Consider the following 14,339-nt stretch of genomic DNA (forward strand, 5'->3'; position numbering starts at 1 on the left):
ACGCCGAGGGCTGAACTCGGCCCGCTGACTAGAGAGCGCTCTCTGCCAACCGGTGCCGACGCAGCGCCGCCAGCGCGACCTGCACCGCAGGCCGCCCCCGGCTGCCCTCGCGCAGCAGCACCACGATGTCCCGCCCCGCGTCCTCCGCGTCGATGCCCACCGTCACCATCCCCGGCCCCCGGGCCAGGTCCGCGATCGCGGGCACGCAGGCCACCCCGTGCCCCGCCGTCACGAACGCCGCCAGCACCGCCACATCGCTGGTCCGGTGCAGGATGTCCGGGGTGAACCCGGCGCGGTGGCACAGCGCGGGCACCAACCTGCCGAAGTAGCTGCCCGCCTCCCCCGCGATCCAGCGTTCCCCGGCCAGCTCGGCGATCCGCACCACGCCGGAGCGCCTGGCCAGGCGGTGACCGGCGGGCAGGGCCAGCCGGACCGGGTCGCGGAACAGGACTTCGGTGTGGGTGCCGGGTTTCATGGTCAGCGGGGCGCTGTCGTAGGAGGAGACCACGGCCAGGTCGAGCCGGCCGGCGGGCACCGCGTCCTGGGCCTCCTCGGTGGTGACGTGCGCGGCTTCCACGCGCAGGCGCGGGTGCTCGGCGGCCAGGTCGGTGAGCACGCCGGGCAGCACGCCGGCGGCGATGGTCTGCACCGCGCCGATCCGGATCACGCCCGACGGGTCGCCCCTGACCCGCTCGGCGACCGTGCCCGCCTCCTCCAGCTCGTGCAGCACCCGCTCGGCGTGCCCGGCCAGCAGCAGACCGGCCTCGGTGAAACGCAGCGTGCGGCCCACCTTCTCGGTCAGCGCGACCCCGGCGGCCCGTTGCAGCGCGGCGAGCTGGTGGCTGGCCGCGGACCGGCTCAGGTGCAGCGCCTGCGCGGCCGCGGTCAGGGTGCCCCGGCGGCGCAGCTCGTGCAGCAGGCGCAGGGCGGGCAGGGACAGCACCGGTGCACCATATCGAACACTATCCGGTCAATTGTTGAGCTTGTGTGCCACCGTGGCACAGGGTCTGCTGGACCCGTGACCCTCCCGTACGCCCCCGGCGCCATCCTCCACGACACCCGAGCCCACCTGCGCAAACTCGACGAGGCCCGCCGCCACATCCGGCACCGCGTCGCCGAGGCGCTGCCCCTGCACAACGTCAGCGGCCTGGACCGCCGCATCAACCTGCCCGAGCTGGACACCTGGGTCCTGGACGACGAGTGGGCGGGCGCGCTCTACGCCGAACCCCTGCACGAGCTGGGCCTGGAACACCTGGGCGGCGAGTCCGGCCGGGACGACATCCTGGTCACCAACCGCCTCACCGCGGCCCTGTACGCGGCCATGCAGGTCACCGTCCGCCCCGGCTCCACCGTGCTCGGCGTCTCCCCCAGCCACAGCCATCCCGCGGTGGCCCGCGCGGTCCGCGACGCGGGCGGCCACCTGGTCGACACCACCGTGGCCGCGCTGGCGGAAACCCTTGCCGCGCAACGGGATGTCTCGGTGGTCGCGCTCACCCGCCTCGCCGTCACCTACGACGCGCTGACCACCGAGGACCTGCACCAGGTGGTCGAGCTGGTGCACGCGCACGGCGCGCTGGTCGTGGTGGATGACGCGGGCGGCGCGCGGGTCGGCCCGGCCGTCCTCGGCCAGCCCCGCACCCTGGAACTCGGCGCGGACCTAGGGCGTGTCCTCAAAGCCAGAGTGTGAGGGTGGCCAGGTCGATCATGGCCTGGAACGAGGTGGCGGTCTTGTCATAGCGGGTGGCGATGGCACGAAAGCCTTTGAGCCGGTTGAAGCAGCGTTCGACGACGTTGCGGCGGCGGTAGGCGGTGCGGTCGAAGGACGGCGGGCGTCCGCCGGTGTGTCCGCGCCGTTGGCGGTTGGCCTGCTGGTCCCGGCGTTCCGGGATGCTGGCGGGAATGTTGCGTCGACGGAGGTGGGCGCGGATCGTGCGAGTGGAATAGCCCTTGTCGGCCAGCACCCGGCTCGGCCGTGTGGCTGGTCGGCCTGGTCCTGGCCTGCGGAAGCGGACTCCGGCCATGACCTGCTCGAAGATAGTGCAGTCGTTGACGTGGCCGCCGGTGAGCACGATCGAGAGTGGTCGTCCGTGACCGTCGCAGGCCAGGTGGATCTTGGTGGTGGGTCCGCCGCGGGAACGCCCGATGGCATGATCAGCTGGCTCGGTGTGCCCGCCGCAGAATCCGCCCGCCCCCTGTGTGTGACGCCGTCGCCGGCATGCGGCGGGCTCCGGCGGAGTGCTGGTGGGCGCGCACGATGCTGGAGTCGACCGAGACCTCCCGGTCCAGTTCGTCGATCGCCTCGGCGATCACCCGCACTTGGGTGACCAGGGTGGTCAGGGTGCCGTTGCGTGACCAGCGCCAGAACCGGTTGTAGATCGTCTTCCACGGCCCGTAGCGCTCGGGCAGGTCACGCCAGGAGATACCGGTCTTGGCCTTGAACAGCATCCCGTTGATGACCCGGCGGTCATCGACCCGAGGTCGTCCTCTGCTGCCCGAGGCGGGCAGCAGAGGCTCGATCGCGTGCCACTGCTCATCGGTCAGCTCATGCCTGCGCACCACAGCCGAAGATCAAACCAGATCACCCGCACCCACTTTGAGGACAGGCCCTAGGGCCGGCCTGCTGGGTGGTCGCGCCGACCTGGTCGCCCTGGCCCGTGCCCGCGCGTTCGAGCTCGGCAGCGAGTGCCGACCCGCCCTCTACCCCGCCGTGGCGCAGACCCTCCAGGACTACCGGCCGGAACGGGTCCGCGAGCTGGTCGCGCAGACCCACCTGGTCGGTGCCGCCCTGCGCGCCCGCCTCGGCGACTGGGTCGAGCAGACCCCGTTCATCACCCGCCTGCCCGGCGCCGGGGTGCTCGCCGAACTGGGCCGCCGAAAGCCGGTCGGCCCGCTGGCCCCGATCGAGGCCACCGCGGCACTGGCCATGACCCTGCTCCGCGACCACGGCCTGCTCACCGTGCACTTCGCCGGGCTGCCGCCGGGCACCGACGCGCTCCTGATCAAGTTCCTGCCGCCGGAGACCATCGCCGCGATCGGCGGCCCGGAGGCCTTCGCCACCGCCGTCGACGACGCCATGGACCAGGCCGCCGCCGCGGTCACCGACTCAGCCAGTACCCGCGCCCTGCTGCACGGTCCGTGAACCGGCCGCTGTCGGTGCCCGGTCGTACTGTGGTTCGCATGTGCCGCAACATCACCACGCTCCGGGGCCTGGAACCCTCCGCGACCCCGGAGGAGATCGAGGCCGCCGCCCGCCAGTACATCCGCAAGATCAGTGGCGTGCAGTCGCTCTCCGATGCCACCCGCGAGGCCTTCGAGCGCGCGGTCGCCGAGGTCGCGGAGACCACCACCCGGCTGCTGGCCGAGCTGCCGGACCGCAAGGTGCCGCCGCCCACCGTGCCGCCGCTGCGTCGGCCGGAGGTCCAGGCCCGTTTGGCCGCGAAAGCCAAGGGCTAGGGCGTCCCGAGCACGAAGATGCTGGCAGCGCGAACGGCTCGCCGGGGTCGACGGGGACGGCGAGGCCGCGCAACGGGGCGCCAGCTGTCGACGTCCTGCTGGCCGGCACCGCGGGGGTCGCGGCCCCCGCGCACCGTCGTCTTCGACGGCCTCGCGCAACGTGACCGCGGCCCGGGGCGTCTCCTGATCATGGCAACTCTCACCAGCCTCGCCCTCGCCGCGACCACCGCCCTGGCCACCGCGGCACCGGTGGCCCCGGCCGCCGACACCGTCCTGATCACCCAGGTCAGCCGGCCGGACCGGGCGGCCGCGCTCGCGCACTGGACGCCGGAGCGGATGCGCGAGGTCGGCCGGGACTCAGGGGACCGGGCCGAGCGGGTGGCCACGCCGCACACCGGGGCGGCCAGGGGCGTGGGCAGGTTGTTCACCACCCAGCAGCCGGGGCCGGAGACCTGGTGCACGGCCACCGCGGTAGCCAAGGACGTGGTGGTGACCGCGGCGCACTGCGTGTGGCCGGGCTACACCCGTTGGGAGGAGCCGATCGCGGTGCGCAACCTGGTGTTCGCGCCGGGCTACGACCAGGGTCAGACGCCGCTGGGGGTGTACCCGGCGCGGGCCTTCCTGTTGCAGAGCTCCTACACCAAGCAGTCCTCGCCGGATGTGGCCATGGTGGTGCTGGATCCGGTGGACGGTCAGCACGTCGGCGACCGGGCGGGCACCCAGCGGCTGAGCTTCGACCCGCCTGCCTCGCTGGAGACCACCATCCTGGGCTACCCGGGATCAAAGGCGGGCCTGGGCCAGAAGCTGTTCCGCTGCGAGCTCCCGGCCAAGCGCGGCTCGCAGTGGGAGACGCTCTGCGACATGGCCGGTGGCTCCAGCGGCGGCCCGTGGTTCACCGGCTTCAACCCGGCCACCGGCGAGGGCACCGTCTACTCGGTGACCAGCAAGGGCACCGTCGACCTGGACGAGACCACCGGCGAGGTCTACACCAAGGACCTGGTGGGCACGCTGCTCGCACCGGCCGACCGCGAGCTGCTGACCCGCGCCGGGCAGCTCTGAGCTGTCCGACCGCGAACCGCGCTGTCCGACTGAGAACGGTGGTCAGGGCCGGGGCGGGGCGCGCAGAATGGGTGGCTCACTGGGGAACCTGAGGGGGTTCAGCAATGCGTGCCACCACTTCGCTCCGCCTTGCCCTGCTCGCCGCCGTACTCGCCACCGGACTCCTCGCCCCGGCTGCCACCGCCGCGCCCGCCTGCACCTGGCGGGCGAGCGCGGTGCCGACTCCGGCCGGGCTCGACCCGGCCGACTTCGCGGTCACCGGCTCCGACGGCAGCGGCAACTACTCCGGGCACTACAAGGCGGGCTCGGCCGAGGCCGTGTTCTACCGCTGGGTCAACGGAAACCCGGTCGCGCAGCCACCGGCGGCGACCGCGCTGCGACTGGTCGTGGACGAGAACGCCGCGGGCACCGTGCTGTTGCAGGGCGAGACCGGGGTGCTGTTCACCCAGACCAAGGCCGGGACCTACCACAGCTTGGCCGTGCCAGCCGGGTTCACCTCGGTGACCGCGCTGGCGATCAACAACCGCGGCGAGGTGCTCGCCTCGGCCACCCGCACCGCGGACAACCGCTCCGTCGGCCTGCTCTGGCGCTCGACCGGCACCGTGGTCGTGGACGCGCCCGGCACCTCGGGCGTGCGCGCGGTCGACCTGGACGACCAGGGCGCGGTGCTGCTCAACACCACCAACACCGCGGAGCTGGCCGCGCTGGTCTGGCGGGACGGCGACATCAGCCGGAACGGCTTGCGCACCAGGCTTTCCCCGCGTGCCATCAGCGGCGGGATGGCCGTGGGCGTGGACCTCAGCAGCCTCGAACCCGCCGGGTGGCAGTGGGACAGCGAGCACGGCAACGTGACCTATTTGCCGCGCTCCACCTGGGCCGAGTCGATCAACCACACGCAGCTGGTCGGCGGGCAGGCCGACCGGCCCGACGGCCCTCCCGCGGTGTGGCGCGCCGAGTCCTTCGTGACGCTGCTGCCGCTGCTGCCGGGCATGACCACGGCCAGGGTGAACCACGTCGGCGACGACGGCGTGGTGTTCGGCCGGGGCGGCGGGCCGCTGCGCTCGGTGCGCTGGCGCTGCGGCTAGGTCGTGTCCGCACAGTCCCGTCTGTGAGAGTCGTGATCGGTTCGGTCGCTGGCGGTGCGGCCGGGACGGCCTCATACCGGGCGTATTCGGGCGTTCCGGCCGCGCCGCCAGCGGCCGAACCGGCGCGGCTATCGCGGGCGGGACTGTGAAGACACGCCCTAGAGGCCCTGACCGAGGAGTTGTCCCGCGCGCTCGACGCAGCGCAGCCGAGCGGGCGAGAAGTCGTACGGCATCTTGGTGATCGCTTCGAAGGCGCTCATCCGCGCGTCCTGCTCCTCGTCCAGGTCGCCGTGGAGCTCGAAGAGCTTCTCCTCGGCCGTGTCCAGCCCGGCGGCCTCGATGGCCTGCCCCAGGGCCTTGAGGTGGCGGTAGCGCTGGGTGGCGAGTTCTTCGACGCGCGGGTCGTCGGGATCGACGCCGTCATCGAGGGCGGCCTCGGCCGCGTCCAGGCGGTCTTCCTCGGCTCGCAGGCCGGGGTGGGTGGCCAGCACGATGAACGCGCTGGCCTGGATGGCGGCGGCCAGCGGGCCGAAGATCCGTTCCGTGACCAGCAGGGCGTCCAGGTCGGCGGGGCGCAGCGCGCCAGGGGGCAGGTGGCTGAGCCGGTCGGTCACCAGGTCCGAGAGCAGTCCCAGTGGGCTGCCCACGGCCCGCAGGCGCTGGACGGCCAGGCGCTGACGTCTGATGCCGTCCTCCTGGGCGGCCAGGGTTTCCTCCAGGCGGCCCAGGTTTTCGCCGATGTCCCGGGTCTCGTCGAACGCGGCCCGCATGTCGTCGAGCTTGATGCCGGCCTCGGCCATCTTGCGGATCCACAGCAGGCGGATCATGTCCTCGTAGCCGTAGCGGCGGCGGCCGTCCGCGCCGCGCTCAGGCTCCGGAAGCAGACCGATCTGGTGGTAGTGGCGGATGGCGCGCGGGGTCGTGCCGGCGAAGGCGGCGGCATCACCGATCTTGACCTGACGGGGCGTGGTGACGGAGGGGTACATCGCACACGGGACCTTTCGTGCTGTGGTGCCGCAAGGACAGCACATGCCGCCACGGCAGGTGCAAGCAAAGTTCTCTAGACCGCGCGACCGCCGGAACGGGTGAGCCACCGTTGCTCGCGCTGCCCGCCCCACCTGGCGCTCCTAGCGTCGAAGGCAGTCGGGGAAAGCGAGGGAACCCAATGTTCTCGCAGGTCAAGAAGCTCACGCTGGTCGTCGCGGTGCTCATGGGCGGGCTCACCGGCACCGCCGCCGCGGCGCCCCCGCCGGCGGAGGTCGATCCGGTCACCGCGGTGTTGCGGCTGGCCGATGCCGCCGCGCACCTGTGCGAGGAGGAGAAGCCGGAACTGGTCACCAAACTGGGCGAAGCGGCGGACAAGGCGCTCACCGAGCTCCAGGAGATCGAGGGCGCGCCGGAGGAGCTGGCCGTGGCCCAGCTCGGGCTGGCCGCGGTCCTCAGCGCGGACATCTGCGAGGACATCACCGCCGAGGGCGCGACCGGGCTGATCGGCACGAAGGACTTCCGGGAGCTGGTGCTGAAGTTCTGCGAGTTCGCGCCGAAGTTGCTGACCTTCCACAAGGAACACGAGAAGGAGGTCGACGAGGTGCTCACCAAGCTCATGGACGAGGTGGCCAAGATCGTCGGTGGCACCCGCTAGCCGTCCACGTGACAGCGGCCGGTTCCCCCAGGGAGAACCGGCCGCTGTCATGTTCGCGTTCAGCTCATGTGCGCGAACTTCTCGTCCGTGGCCCGCCGGTCCTGCCTGCGCTGCTTGACGTTCTCCACCATGGTGTAGAGCGTCGGCACCAGCAGCAGGGTCAGCACCGTGGAGGAGACCAGGCCGCCGATCACCACGATGGCCAGCGGCTGGGAGATGAACCCGCCGCCGCCGGTGAGGCCCAGCGCCATCGGGATCAGCGCGAAGATCGTGGCGGCCGCGGTCATCACGATGGGGCGCAGGCGGTGCCGCCCGCCCTCGATGACCGCTTCTTGCACGCTCAGGCCGTCCCTGCGGTACTGGTTCATCAGGTCGATCAGCACGATCGCGTTGGTCACCACGATGCCGACCAGCATCAGCATGCCGATCAGCGCCGGCACGCCGAGGGCCTTGCCGGTGATGAGCAGCAAGCCGATCGCGCCGGTGGCCGCGAACGGGATGGAGACCAGCAGGATCAGCGGCTGGACCAGGCTCTGGAAGGTGGCCACCATGATCACGAACACGATGGCGATCGCGACCAGCAGGGCCAGCCCCAGGTCCGAGAACGCCTTCTGCTGCTCCGCGCTGACGCCGCCGATGGTGTAGCTCGCGCCGCCCGGCAGCTTGAGCGCGTCCAGCTTCTGGCGCAGCTGGGTGGTCACCTCGCCCAGGTTCTGGCCGACCGGGGTGGCCTTCACCGTGGCGCTGCGGGAACCGTTGATGCGCTTGATCTGCACCGGGGCGTCCACCTGCTTGACCTCGGCCACCGAGTCCAGCCGGACCGGGCCTGCCGCGGTGAGCAGCTGGTAGGCCTTGATCTGGTTCAGGTTCTCCGGTGCGGCGCCGCCGGTGAGCTGCACGTCCTGGCGCTTGCCGTCCACCGAGATCTGGCCGACCGTGGCGCCCCGGAAGGCCTGCCCGAGCAGCTGGCCCACCGACTGGTCGCTGAGCCCGGCCTTGCCCGCGGCCTCCCGGTCCAGGGTGACCTGCACCCGAGGGGCGCTGTCGCCGAGGTCGCTGGCCACGTCGGTGACCCCGCTGATGCTCCGCACGGTGTCGGTGACCTGGTCGGCCGCGGTGCGCAGCGCGCCGGGGTCGGAGGCCTGCACGTTGACCTCGAGGCTGGTCGAGCCGAGGCCGCCGCCACCACCGCCCGCGCCGACGGTGATGTCACCGGCGCCGCTGAGCTCGTTGGTGCGCTCGCGCAGCTTCTGCTCCACCGCGGGAGTGTCCACATCGTCCTTGAGCGTCACCGAGTAGGTCGCGGAGTTGCTGCCCCCGCCGCCGCCGAAGGCCGCGAACCCGCCAGCTGAGCCGACGTTGACCTGGTAGGTCTTGACCTCGGGGGTGTCCTTGAGCACCTCCTCGACCTTCTTGGCCGCGGCGTCGGTGGCCTGCAGGCTGCTGCCGATGGGCAGTTTCTGTTGCAGGGCGATGGTGTTCTGGCCGGAGGAGTCCAGGAAGTTGGTCTGCAGCTGCGGGACCAGGGCCAGGGTGCCGCCGAAGACCAGCACCGCGGCGATCACGGTGAGCCAGCGGCGTTTGGTGACCCAGCGCAGGATCGGCACGTACATCCGCTGCATGAAGCCGCGGCGTTCCTTCTCCACCTGCGCCCGCAGCACCTCGCGGGCCTCTTCCTCGTCCTCGGGCAGCACGCTGGGCTTGAGGAACCAGTAGGCCAGCACCGGGATGATGGTCAGCGCGACCAGCAGCGAGGCCAGCAGGGCCACCGTGACGGTGAGCGCGAACGGGGCGAACAGCTCGCCGACCATGCCGCTGGTGAAGGCGATCGGCAGGAACACCGCGACCGTGGTCAGCGTGGAGGAGGTGACCGCGCCTGCCACCTCGCGCACGCCGTCGAGCACCGCCTCGCGTTTCTCCTCGCCGTAGCCCAGATGTCGTTTGATGTTCTCCAGCACCACGATCGAGTCGTCCACCACCCGGCCGACCGCGATGGTGAGCGCGCCCAGGGTGAGCATGTTCAGCGACAGGTCGCCGGTCCACAGCACGATCAGCGCGATCACCAGGGACAGCGGGATGGAGACCGCGGTGACCACGGTGGAGCGGATGGACAACAGGAAGATCAGGATGATGATGACCGCGAAGCCGAGGCCGAGCGCGCCTTCGGTGGTCAGGCCCTCCACCGACTTCTCCACGAACGGCGCCTGGTCGAAGACCACGTCCAGCTTGGCGTTGCCGCCCACCGACTCGGCCAGGCTGCCCAGCTTGTCCCGCACCGCGTGCGAGACGTCCACGGCGTTGCCGTCCGGGGACAGGGTGACCGAGATGCCCAGGCTTTCCTTGCCGTTGGTGCGGGTCAGCGAGCTGGCCGGGGCCTGGGTCTCCTTCACCGCGGCCACCTCGCCGAGCTTGACCGGCTTCGGCGCGCGGTTGGCCGCGCCACCACCGCCCGCGCCACCCGCACCGCCCGCGCTCGGGGTGAGGTAGAGGTTCTGCAGGTCCTTGAGCGAGCCGAGCTGCTGTCCGACCTGGACCGACAGCGACTTCTCGCCCTCAGTGATCGACCCGGCCGGGATGGAGATCCCGTTGGCGCGCAAGGCTTCCGCCACCGAGGTGGGGGCGAGTCCGGCGGCCAGCAGCTTGGCGGTGTCCGGGGTGATGGTGACGATCTGCTTGGGCGCGCCGGTGATCGTGGCCTCGCGCACCCCCGGCAGTCGCTGCAACTCAGGCACCACGCTGCGGTCCAGCTTCTGCGCCAGGTCCCGCAGCTCGCCGTCGGCCGAGGCGGCCAGCACCACCGCGGGCAGGCTGTCGGTGGAGCCGACGATCACCTCCGGCTCGACGTCCTGCGGCAGCTGCTTGCCGATCCGGTTCAGCGCCTGCTGGATGTCGTTGACCGCGTCGCTGACCACGGTGCCGTACTGGAACTGCACCTGCACCGTCGAGGAGCCCTCGCGCGAGGTGGAGGTGACCTTGTCCACCCCGTTGATCGCGCGCACCGCGTTCTCGACCGGGATGCTCACCTGGTCCTCGACCAGCTCCGGCGAGGAACCGGGGTAGCTGGCCACCACGGTCGCCGCCGGGAACTCCAGCGAGGGCAGCAGCTCCTGTTTCAGAGACGGGATGGCGAACGCACCGAATGCCGCCGCGACTATCGCGATCAGCGCGATCAGCGCCCGGTTGGCGAGGCTCAGCCTGGCCAGCGAAGTCATGCTCGTCTCCTGAGTTGGGTATTCAGCCTGGTGCTAATAGTCTGCCTCACCCGAAGGGTCTATGTGGTGTGGGGCTGCTAGGTCATGTTCGGCGGATCTCGTGCGTGAGCGCCGGAGTCCAGGTCGTTCCTGGTGGTGGCGCCGAGACAACCTCGTACTGGGCGTACTTGGTCGTCTCGGCGCCGCCGCCAGGGACGGCCTGGGCCCGGCGGTCGCGTGCGAGATCCGCCGAACATGACCTAAGGTCCGGTACCCGCATTAAGAACGTTGCATGCCGAGGCCGAGGAGCAGAGTTGCCGGAGGAGTTGCCTGCGGAGCGGTCGCAGCTGATCGACTCCCTGATGGCCGCCCAGCGGCAGTTGCGCGCGCTGGCGGCCTCCGACCACGGCAACCCACTGTTCTCGATCAACCTGACCATGCAGCAGCTGCGGCTGTTACTGGTGGTGTCCATCCAGGGCCCCCGTTCCAGCCAGGAACTGACCCATGAGCTGAAGGTCAGCCCCGCCACCGTGACCGGGCTGGTGGACCGTCTGGTGGCACACGGCTACGTCCAACGTCGTGAGGATCCCAACGACCGGCGTATCCGGCGCATCGAACCCACGAAAGAGGGACACGAGCTGATCGCGCGGTTGGATGATGCGGGTTCCACGCACTTCCGCGGCTTACTGGACCGGCTCGACGCCGAGGACCTGATGGCCCTGGACCGGGTCATCCGCCGCCTGGTGGAGCTGGCCCGCGAGGAGAAGGGGACCACACCGTGAACCTGCCCGAACAGCTCTACCTGCTGGCCTGCGACCCGGAGCGACGCCGGGTGCCCGAACGGGACAAGCTCGGCCGGGTGCTGCGCGCCGCCGCCCTGACCGACCTGGTGCTGCGCGGCAGGCTCACCGACGCCGACGACCGCCCGGCCACCGGCTCGGTGAAGCCGACCGGCGACCAACTGCTGGACGAGGTGCTCGCCGAGATCAGCCGGGACAAGCCGCGCAAGTGGCGGGCCTGGGTGTCCCGCAACCACCGCCCGATGCTCAAGCAGGTGCAGGCGGGCCTGGCCCGCACCGGCGTGATCTCGGTCCGGCAGCGGCGGGCGCTGGGCCTGTTCCCGGTCGACGAGGTGACGGTGCACGACGCGGTGGCGCGGGAGCGGCTGCGCGAGCGGGTGCGCGGCGTGGTCATCGAGCAGCGCGCGGGGGCGGCGGAGGAGACGGCGCTGGCCGCGCTGGCGGCGACCGGGGAGCTGCGGATGGTGCTCACCGCGCGCGAGCGGCGGCAGCACAAGGCGCACATCAAGGAGCTGCTGGCGGCCATCGGCCCGGCGGGACCGGCGCTGCGCAAGGTGATCGACGGCCTGAAAGCCGCGCACTCCGCCGCGGTCCACGGCGGGGGCGGCTGACCCCGGCCAAGACCTGGTACAAGAACGGCCGGCACGCGATCAGGGTCTCCCCTGGCGCGTGCCGGCCGTTTTGGTTCGCTGGGTCAGCGGCCGAGCTTCTTGTCCAGTCCTGCCCGGCGCAGCGCGTCGGCCATGGCCCCGCCCATGCTGCCGCCGCCCGAGCCGCCGCCGTCACGACGCTGGCCGCCACCGGAACCGCCGCGCTGGCCACCGCCACCGCCACCGCCGCGCTGACCGCCACCGCCGCCGCGGTTGCCGCCGCCCTGCGGACGACCGCCGCCGCCCCGGGACTCGCGCGGGTTGCCGCCGCTCTTCTCCGGCTCGTCCTCCAGCCGCAGCGTCAGCGAGATGCGCTTGCGGGCCGGGTCGACCTCCAGGACCTTCACCCGGACGATATCGCCGGACTTGACCACGTCGCGGGGGTCCTTGACGAAGGTGCGGGACATGGCCGAGACGTGCACCAGGCCGTCCTGGTGCACGCCGATGTCGACGAAGGCGCCGAAGGCCGCGACGTTGGTGACCTGGCCTTCCAGGATCATGCCGGGCTGGAGGTCGGCGATCTTCTCCACGCCTTCCTTGAAGACCGCGGTCTGGAAGGCGGGGCGGGGGTCGCGGCCGGGCTTGTCCAGCTCCTTGAGGATGTCGGTGACGGTGGGCAGGCCGACCGTGTCGTCGACGAAGTCCTGGGGCCGCAAGGAGGTCAGCACCCTGGTGTTGCCGATGAGCTCCTTGAGCTCCAGCTTGGCCGCGCCCGCGATGCGGCGCACCACCGGGTAGGACTCCGGGTGCACGCTGGAGGAGTCCAGCGGGTCGTCGCCGTCGGGGATGCGCAGGAAGCCCGCGCACTGCTCGAAGGCCTTGGGGCCCAGGCGGGCCACCTTCTTCAGCTCGCTGCGGGAGCGGAACGGGCCGTTGTCGTCGCGGTGCAGCACGATGTTCTCGGCCAGGCCCTCGCCGATGCCGGAGACCCTGGTCAGCAGCGGGGCGGAGGCGGTGTTGACGTCGACGCCGACGGCGTTCACACAGTCCTCGACCACCGCGTCCAGCGAGCGGGACAGCTTCACCTCGGACAGGTCGTGCTGGTACTGGCCGACGCCGATGGACTTCGGGTCGATCTTGACCAGCTCGGCCAGCGGGTCCTGCAGGCGGCGGGCGATGGAGACCGCGCCGCGGATGGAGACGTCCAGCTCGGGCAGCTCGGCGGAGGCGTAGGCCGAGGCGGAGTAGACCGAGGCGCCCGCTTCCGAGACCGTGGTCTTGGTCAGCTTGAGCTGCGGGAACTGCTTGATCAGGTCGCCTGCCAGCTTGTCGGTCTCGCGGGAGGCGGTGCCGTTGCCGATGGCGATCAGCTCGACCTTGTGCTTGTCCGCCAGCCTGGCCAGCACCGCCAGCGACTCGTCCCAGCGCTGCTGCGGCACGTGCGGGTAGATGGTGGCGTGCTCGACCACCTTGCCGGTGGCGTCGACCACCGCGACCTTCACCCCGGTGCGGAAACCGGGGTCCAGGCCCATGGTGGCGCGGGTGCCCGCCGGTGCGGCCAGCAGCAGGTCGCGCAGGTTGGCCGCGAACACCCGCACGGCCTCGTCCTCGGCGGCCTGGCGCAGCCGCATCCGCAGGTCGATGCCCAGGTGCACCAGGATCTTGGTGCGCCAGGCCCAGCGCACGGTGTCGGTGAGCCACTTGTCCGCGGCCCTGCCCTTGTCCTCCACGCCGAACTTGGCCGCGATGGCGATCTCGAACCGGCTCGGCCCGGCCGGGGCGTCCTCGGCCAGCTCCTCCGGTTGCAGGGTGAGGTCGAGGACCTCCTCCTTCTCGCCGCGGAACATGGCCAGGATGCGGTGCGAGGGCAGCTTGGTGAACGGCTCGGCGAAGTCGAAGTAGTCGGCGAACTTGGCGCCGTCGGTCTCCTTGCCCTCGCGGACCTTGGCCACCAGCCTGCCGCGGGACCACATGTCCTCACGCAGCGAGCCGATCAGGTCGGCGTCCTCGCCGAAGCGCTCGACCAGGATGGCGCGCGCGCCGTCCAGCGCGGCCTGCACGTCCGCCACGCCCTTGTCCGCGTCGACGAACACCGCGGCGGCGGCCTTCGGGTCGGTCTCGGGGTTGTCCAGCAGGCCGTCGGCCAGCGGCTCCAGCCCGGCCTCGCGGGCGATCATCGCCTTGGTGCGGCGCTTGGGTTTGAAGGGGAGGTAGATGTCCTCCAGCCGGGCCTTGGAGTCCGCGGCGAGGATCTGGGCTTCCAGCGCTTCGTCCAGCTTGCCCTGGCTGCGCACCGAGTCGAGCACGGCGGCGCGCCGTTCCTCCAGCTCGCGCAGGTAGCGCAACCGCTCCTCGAGCGTGCGCAGCTGCGCGTCGTCGAGCATGCCGGTCGCTTCCTTGCGGTACCGGGCGATGAACGGCACGGTGGATCCGCCGTCGAGCAGCTCGACCGCCGATCGCACCTGCCCTTCCCGCACACCGATTTCCTCGGCGATCCGCTGATGAATCGAGGTGGTCAC

Annotated in this window: 12 protein-coding genes and 1 pseudogene; 8 read left to right on the forward strand and 5 right to left on the reverse strand. The window is 71.4% G+C overall.

Features of this window, described 5'->3' with window-relative positions; translation table 11 throughout:
- Window positions 1-28: 28 nt before the first annotated feature.
- Window positions 29-943, reverse strand: coding sequence for a LysR substrate-binding domain-containing protein (locus tag M8C13_RS08130; protein ID WP_252479874.1), 915 nt, complete (start codon window positions 941-943; stop codon window positions 29-31).
- Window positions 944-1,018: 75 nt separating this feature from the next.
- Between M8C13_RS08130 and M8C13_RS08135 the strand changes: the two genes are divergently transcribed.
- Window positions 1,019-1,687 (forward strand): aminotransferase class I/II-fold pyridoxal phosphate-dependent enzyme, encoded by a 669-nt coding sequence (locus M8C13_RS08135; RefSeq protein WP_252479875.1) that lies wholly within the window; start codon window positions 1,019-1,021, stop codon window positions 1,685-1,687.
- Here M8C13_RS08135 and M8C13_RS08140 read toward each other — a convergent pair.
- Window positions 1,671-2,556, reverse strand: a pseudogene (locus tag M8C13_RS08140) (IS5 family transposase). The gene M8C13_RS08135 and the pseudogene M8C13_RS08140 sit on opposite strands and share 17 nt — an antisense overlap.
- A 37-nt stretch (window positions 2,557-2,593) precedes the next feature.
- Here M8C13_RS08140 and M8C13_RS08145 point away from each other — a divergent pair.
- The 4 genes from M8C13_RS08145 to M8C13_RS08160 all read left to right on the forward strand — a co-directional run bounded on the left by M8C13_RS08145 (window position 2,594) and on the right by M8C13_RS08160 (window position 5,597).
- The gene (locus M8C13_RS08145) at window positions 2,594-3,139 is read left to right on the forward strand and encodes a hypothetical protein (RefSeq protein WP_252479876.1); all 546 of its coding nucleotides are present in this window, start codon (window positions 2,594-2,596) and stop codon (window positions 3,137-3,139) included.
- Between the two features lie 38 nt (window positions 3,140-3,177).
- The gene (locus M8C13_RS08150; RefSeq protein ID WP_252479877.1) at window positions 3,178-3,453 is read left to right on the forward strand and encodes a DUF2277 domain-containing protein; all 276 of its coding nucleotides are present in this window, start codon (window positions 3,178-3,180) and stop codon (window positions 3,451-3,453) included.
- 189 nt (window positions 3,454-3,642) lie between these two features.
- Window positions 3,643-4,512 (forward strand): serine protease, encoded by an 870-nt coding sequence (locus M8C13_RS08155; protein WP_252479878.1) that lies wholly within the window; start codon window positions 3,643-3,645, stop codon window positions 4,510-4,512.
- A gap of 104 nt (window positions 4,513-4,616) precedes the next feature.
- Window positions 4,617-5,597, forward strand: coding sequence for a hypothetical protein (locus tag M8C13_RS08160; RefSeq protein WP_252479879.1), 981 nt, complete (start codon window positions 4,617-4,619; stop codon window positions 5,595-5,597).
- A gap of 158 nt (window positions 5,598-5,755) precedes the next feature.
- On the opposite strand, the gene M8C13_RS08165 is transcribed toward M8C13_RS08160, so the two are convergent.
- Window positions 5,756-6,583, reverse strand: coding sequence for a MerR family transcriptional regulator (locus M8C13_RS08165; RefSeq protein ID WP_252479880.1), 828 nt, complete (start codon window positions 6,581-6,583; stop codon window positions 5,756-5,758).
- A gap of 179 nt (window positions 6,584-6,762) precedes the next feature.
- Between M8C13_RS08165 and M8C13_RS08170 the strand changes: the two genes are divergently transcribed.
- Window positions 6,763-7,239: a hypothetical protein gene (locus M8C13_RS08170; protein ID WP_252479881.1), complete on the forward strand. Its 477-nt coding sequence runs from the start codon at window positions 6,763-6,765 to the stop codon at window positions 7,237-7,239.
- A gap of 59 nt (window positions 7,240-7,298) precedes the next feature.
- Here the strand turns inward: M8C13_RS08170 and M8C13_RS08175 are convergent, their stop codons facing one another.
- Window positions 7,299-10,451: an efflux RND transporter permease subunit gene (locus M8C13_RS08175; RefSeq protein ID WP_252479882.1), complete on the reverse strand. Its 3,153-nt coding sequence runs from the start codon at window positions 10,449-10,451 to the stop codon at window positions 7,299-7,301.
- A 293-nt stretch (window positions 10,452-10,744) separates the two neighbouring features.
- On the opposite strand from M8C13_RS08175, the gene M8C13_RS08180 reads away from it, so the two are divergent.
- Together M8C13_RS08180 and M8C13_RS08185 are read left to right on the forward strand one after the other, a co-directional pair.
- Window positions 10,745-11,212: a MarR family winged helix-turn-helix transcriptional regulator gene (locus tag M8C13_RS08180; protein ID WP_252479883.1), complete on the forward strand. Its 468-nt coding sequence runs from the start codon at window positions 10,745-10,747 to the stop codon at window positions 11,210-11,212.
- Window positions 11,209-11,841, forward strand: a complete 633-nt coding sequence (locus M8C13_RS08185) for a GPP34 family phosphoprotein (RefSeq protein ID WP_252479884.1) — start codon at window positions 11,209-11,211, stop codon at window positions 11,839-11,841. The genes M8C13_RS08180 and M8C13_RS08185 overlap by 4 nt, the downstream gene beginning before the upstream one ends.
- Before the next feature lie 83 nt (window positions 11,842-11,924).
- Here the strand turns inward: M8C13_RS08185 and M8C13_RS08190 are convergent, their stop codons facing one another.
- Window positions 11,925-14,339 (reverse strand): Tex family protein, encoded by a 2,415-nt coding sequence (locus tag M8C13_RS08190; protein WP_252479885.1) that lies wholly within the window; start codon window positions 14,337-14,339, stop codon window positions 11,925-11,927.

Source organism: Crossiella sp. SN42, from assembly GCF_023897065.1.
Taxonomy (GTDB): Bacteria; Actinomycetota; Actinomycetes; order Mycobacteriales; family Pseudonocardiaceae; genus Crossiella.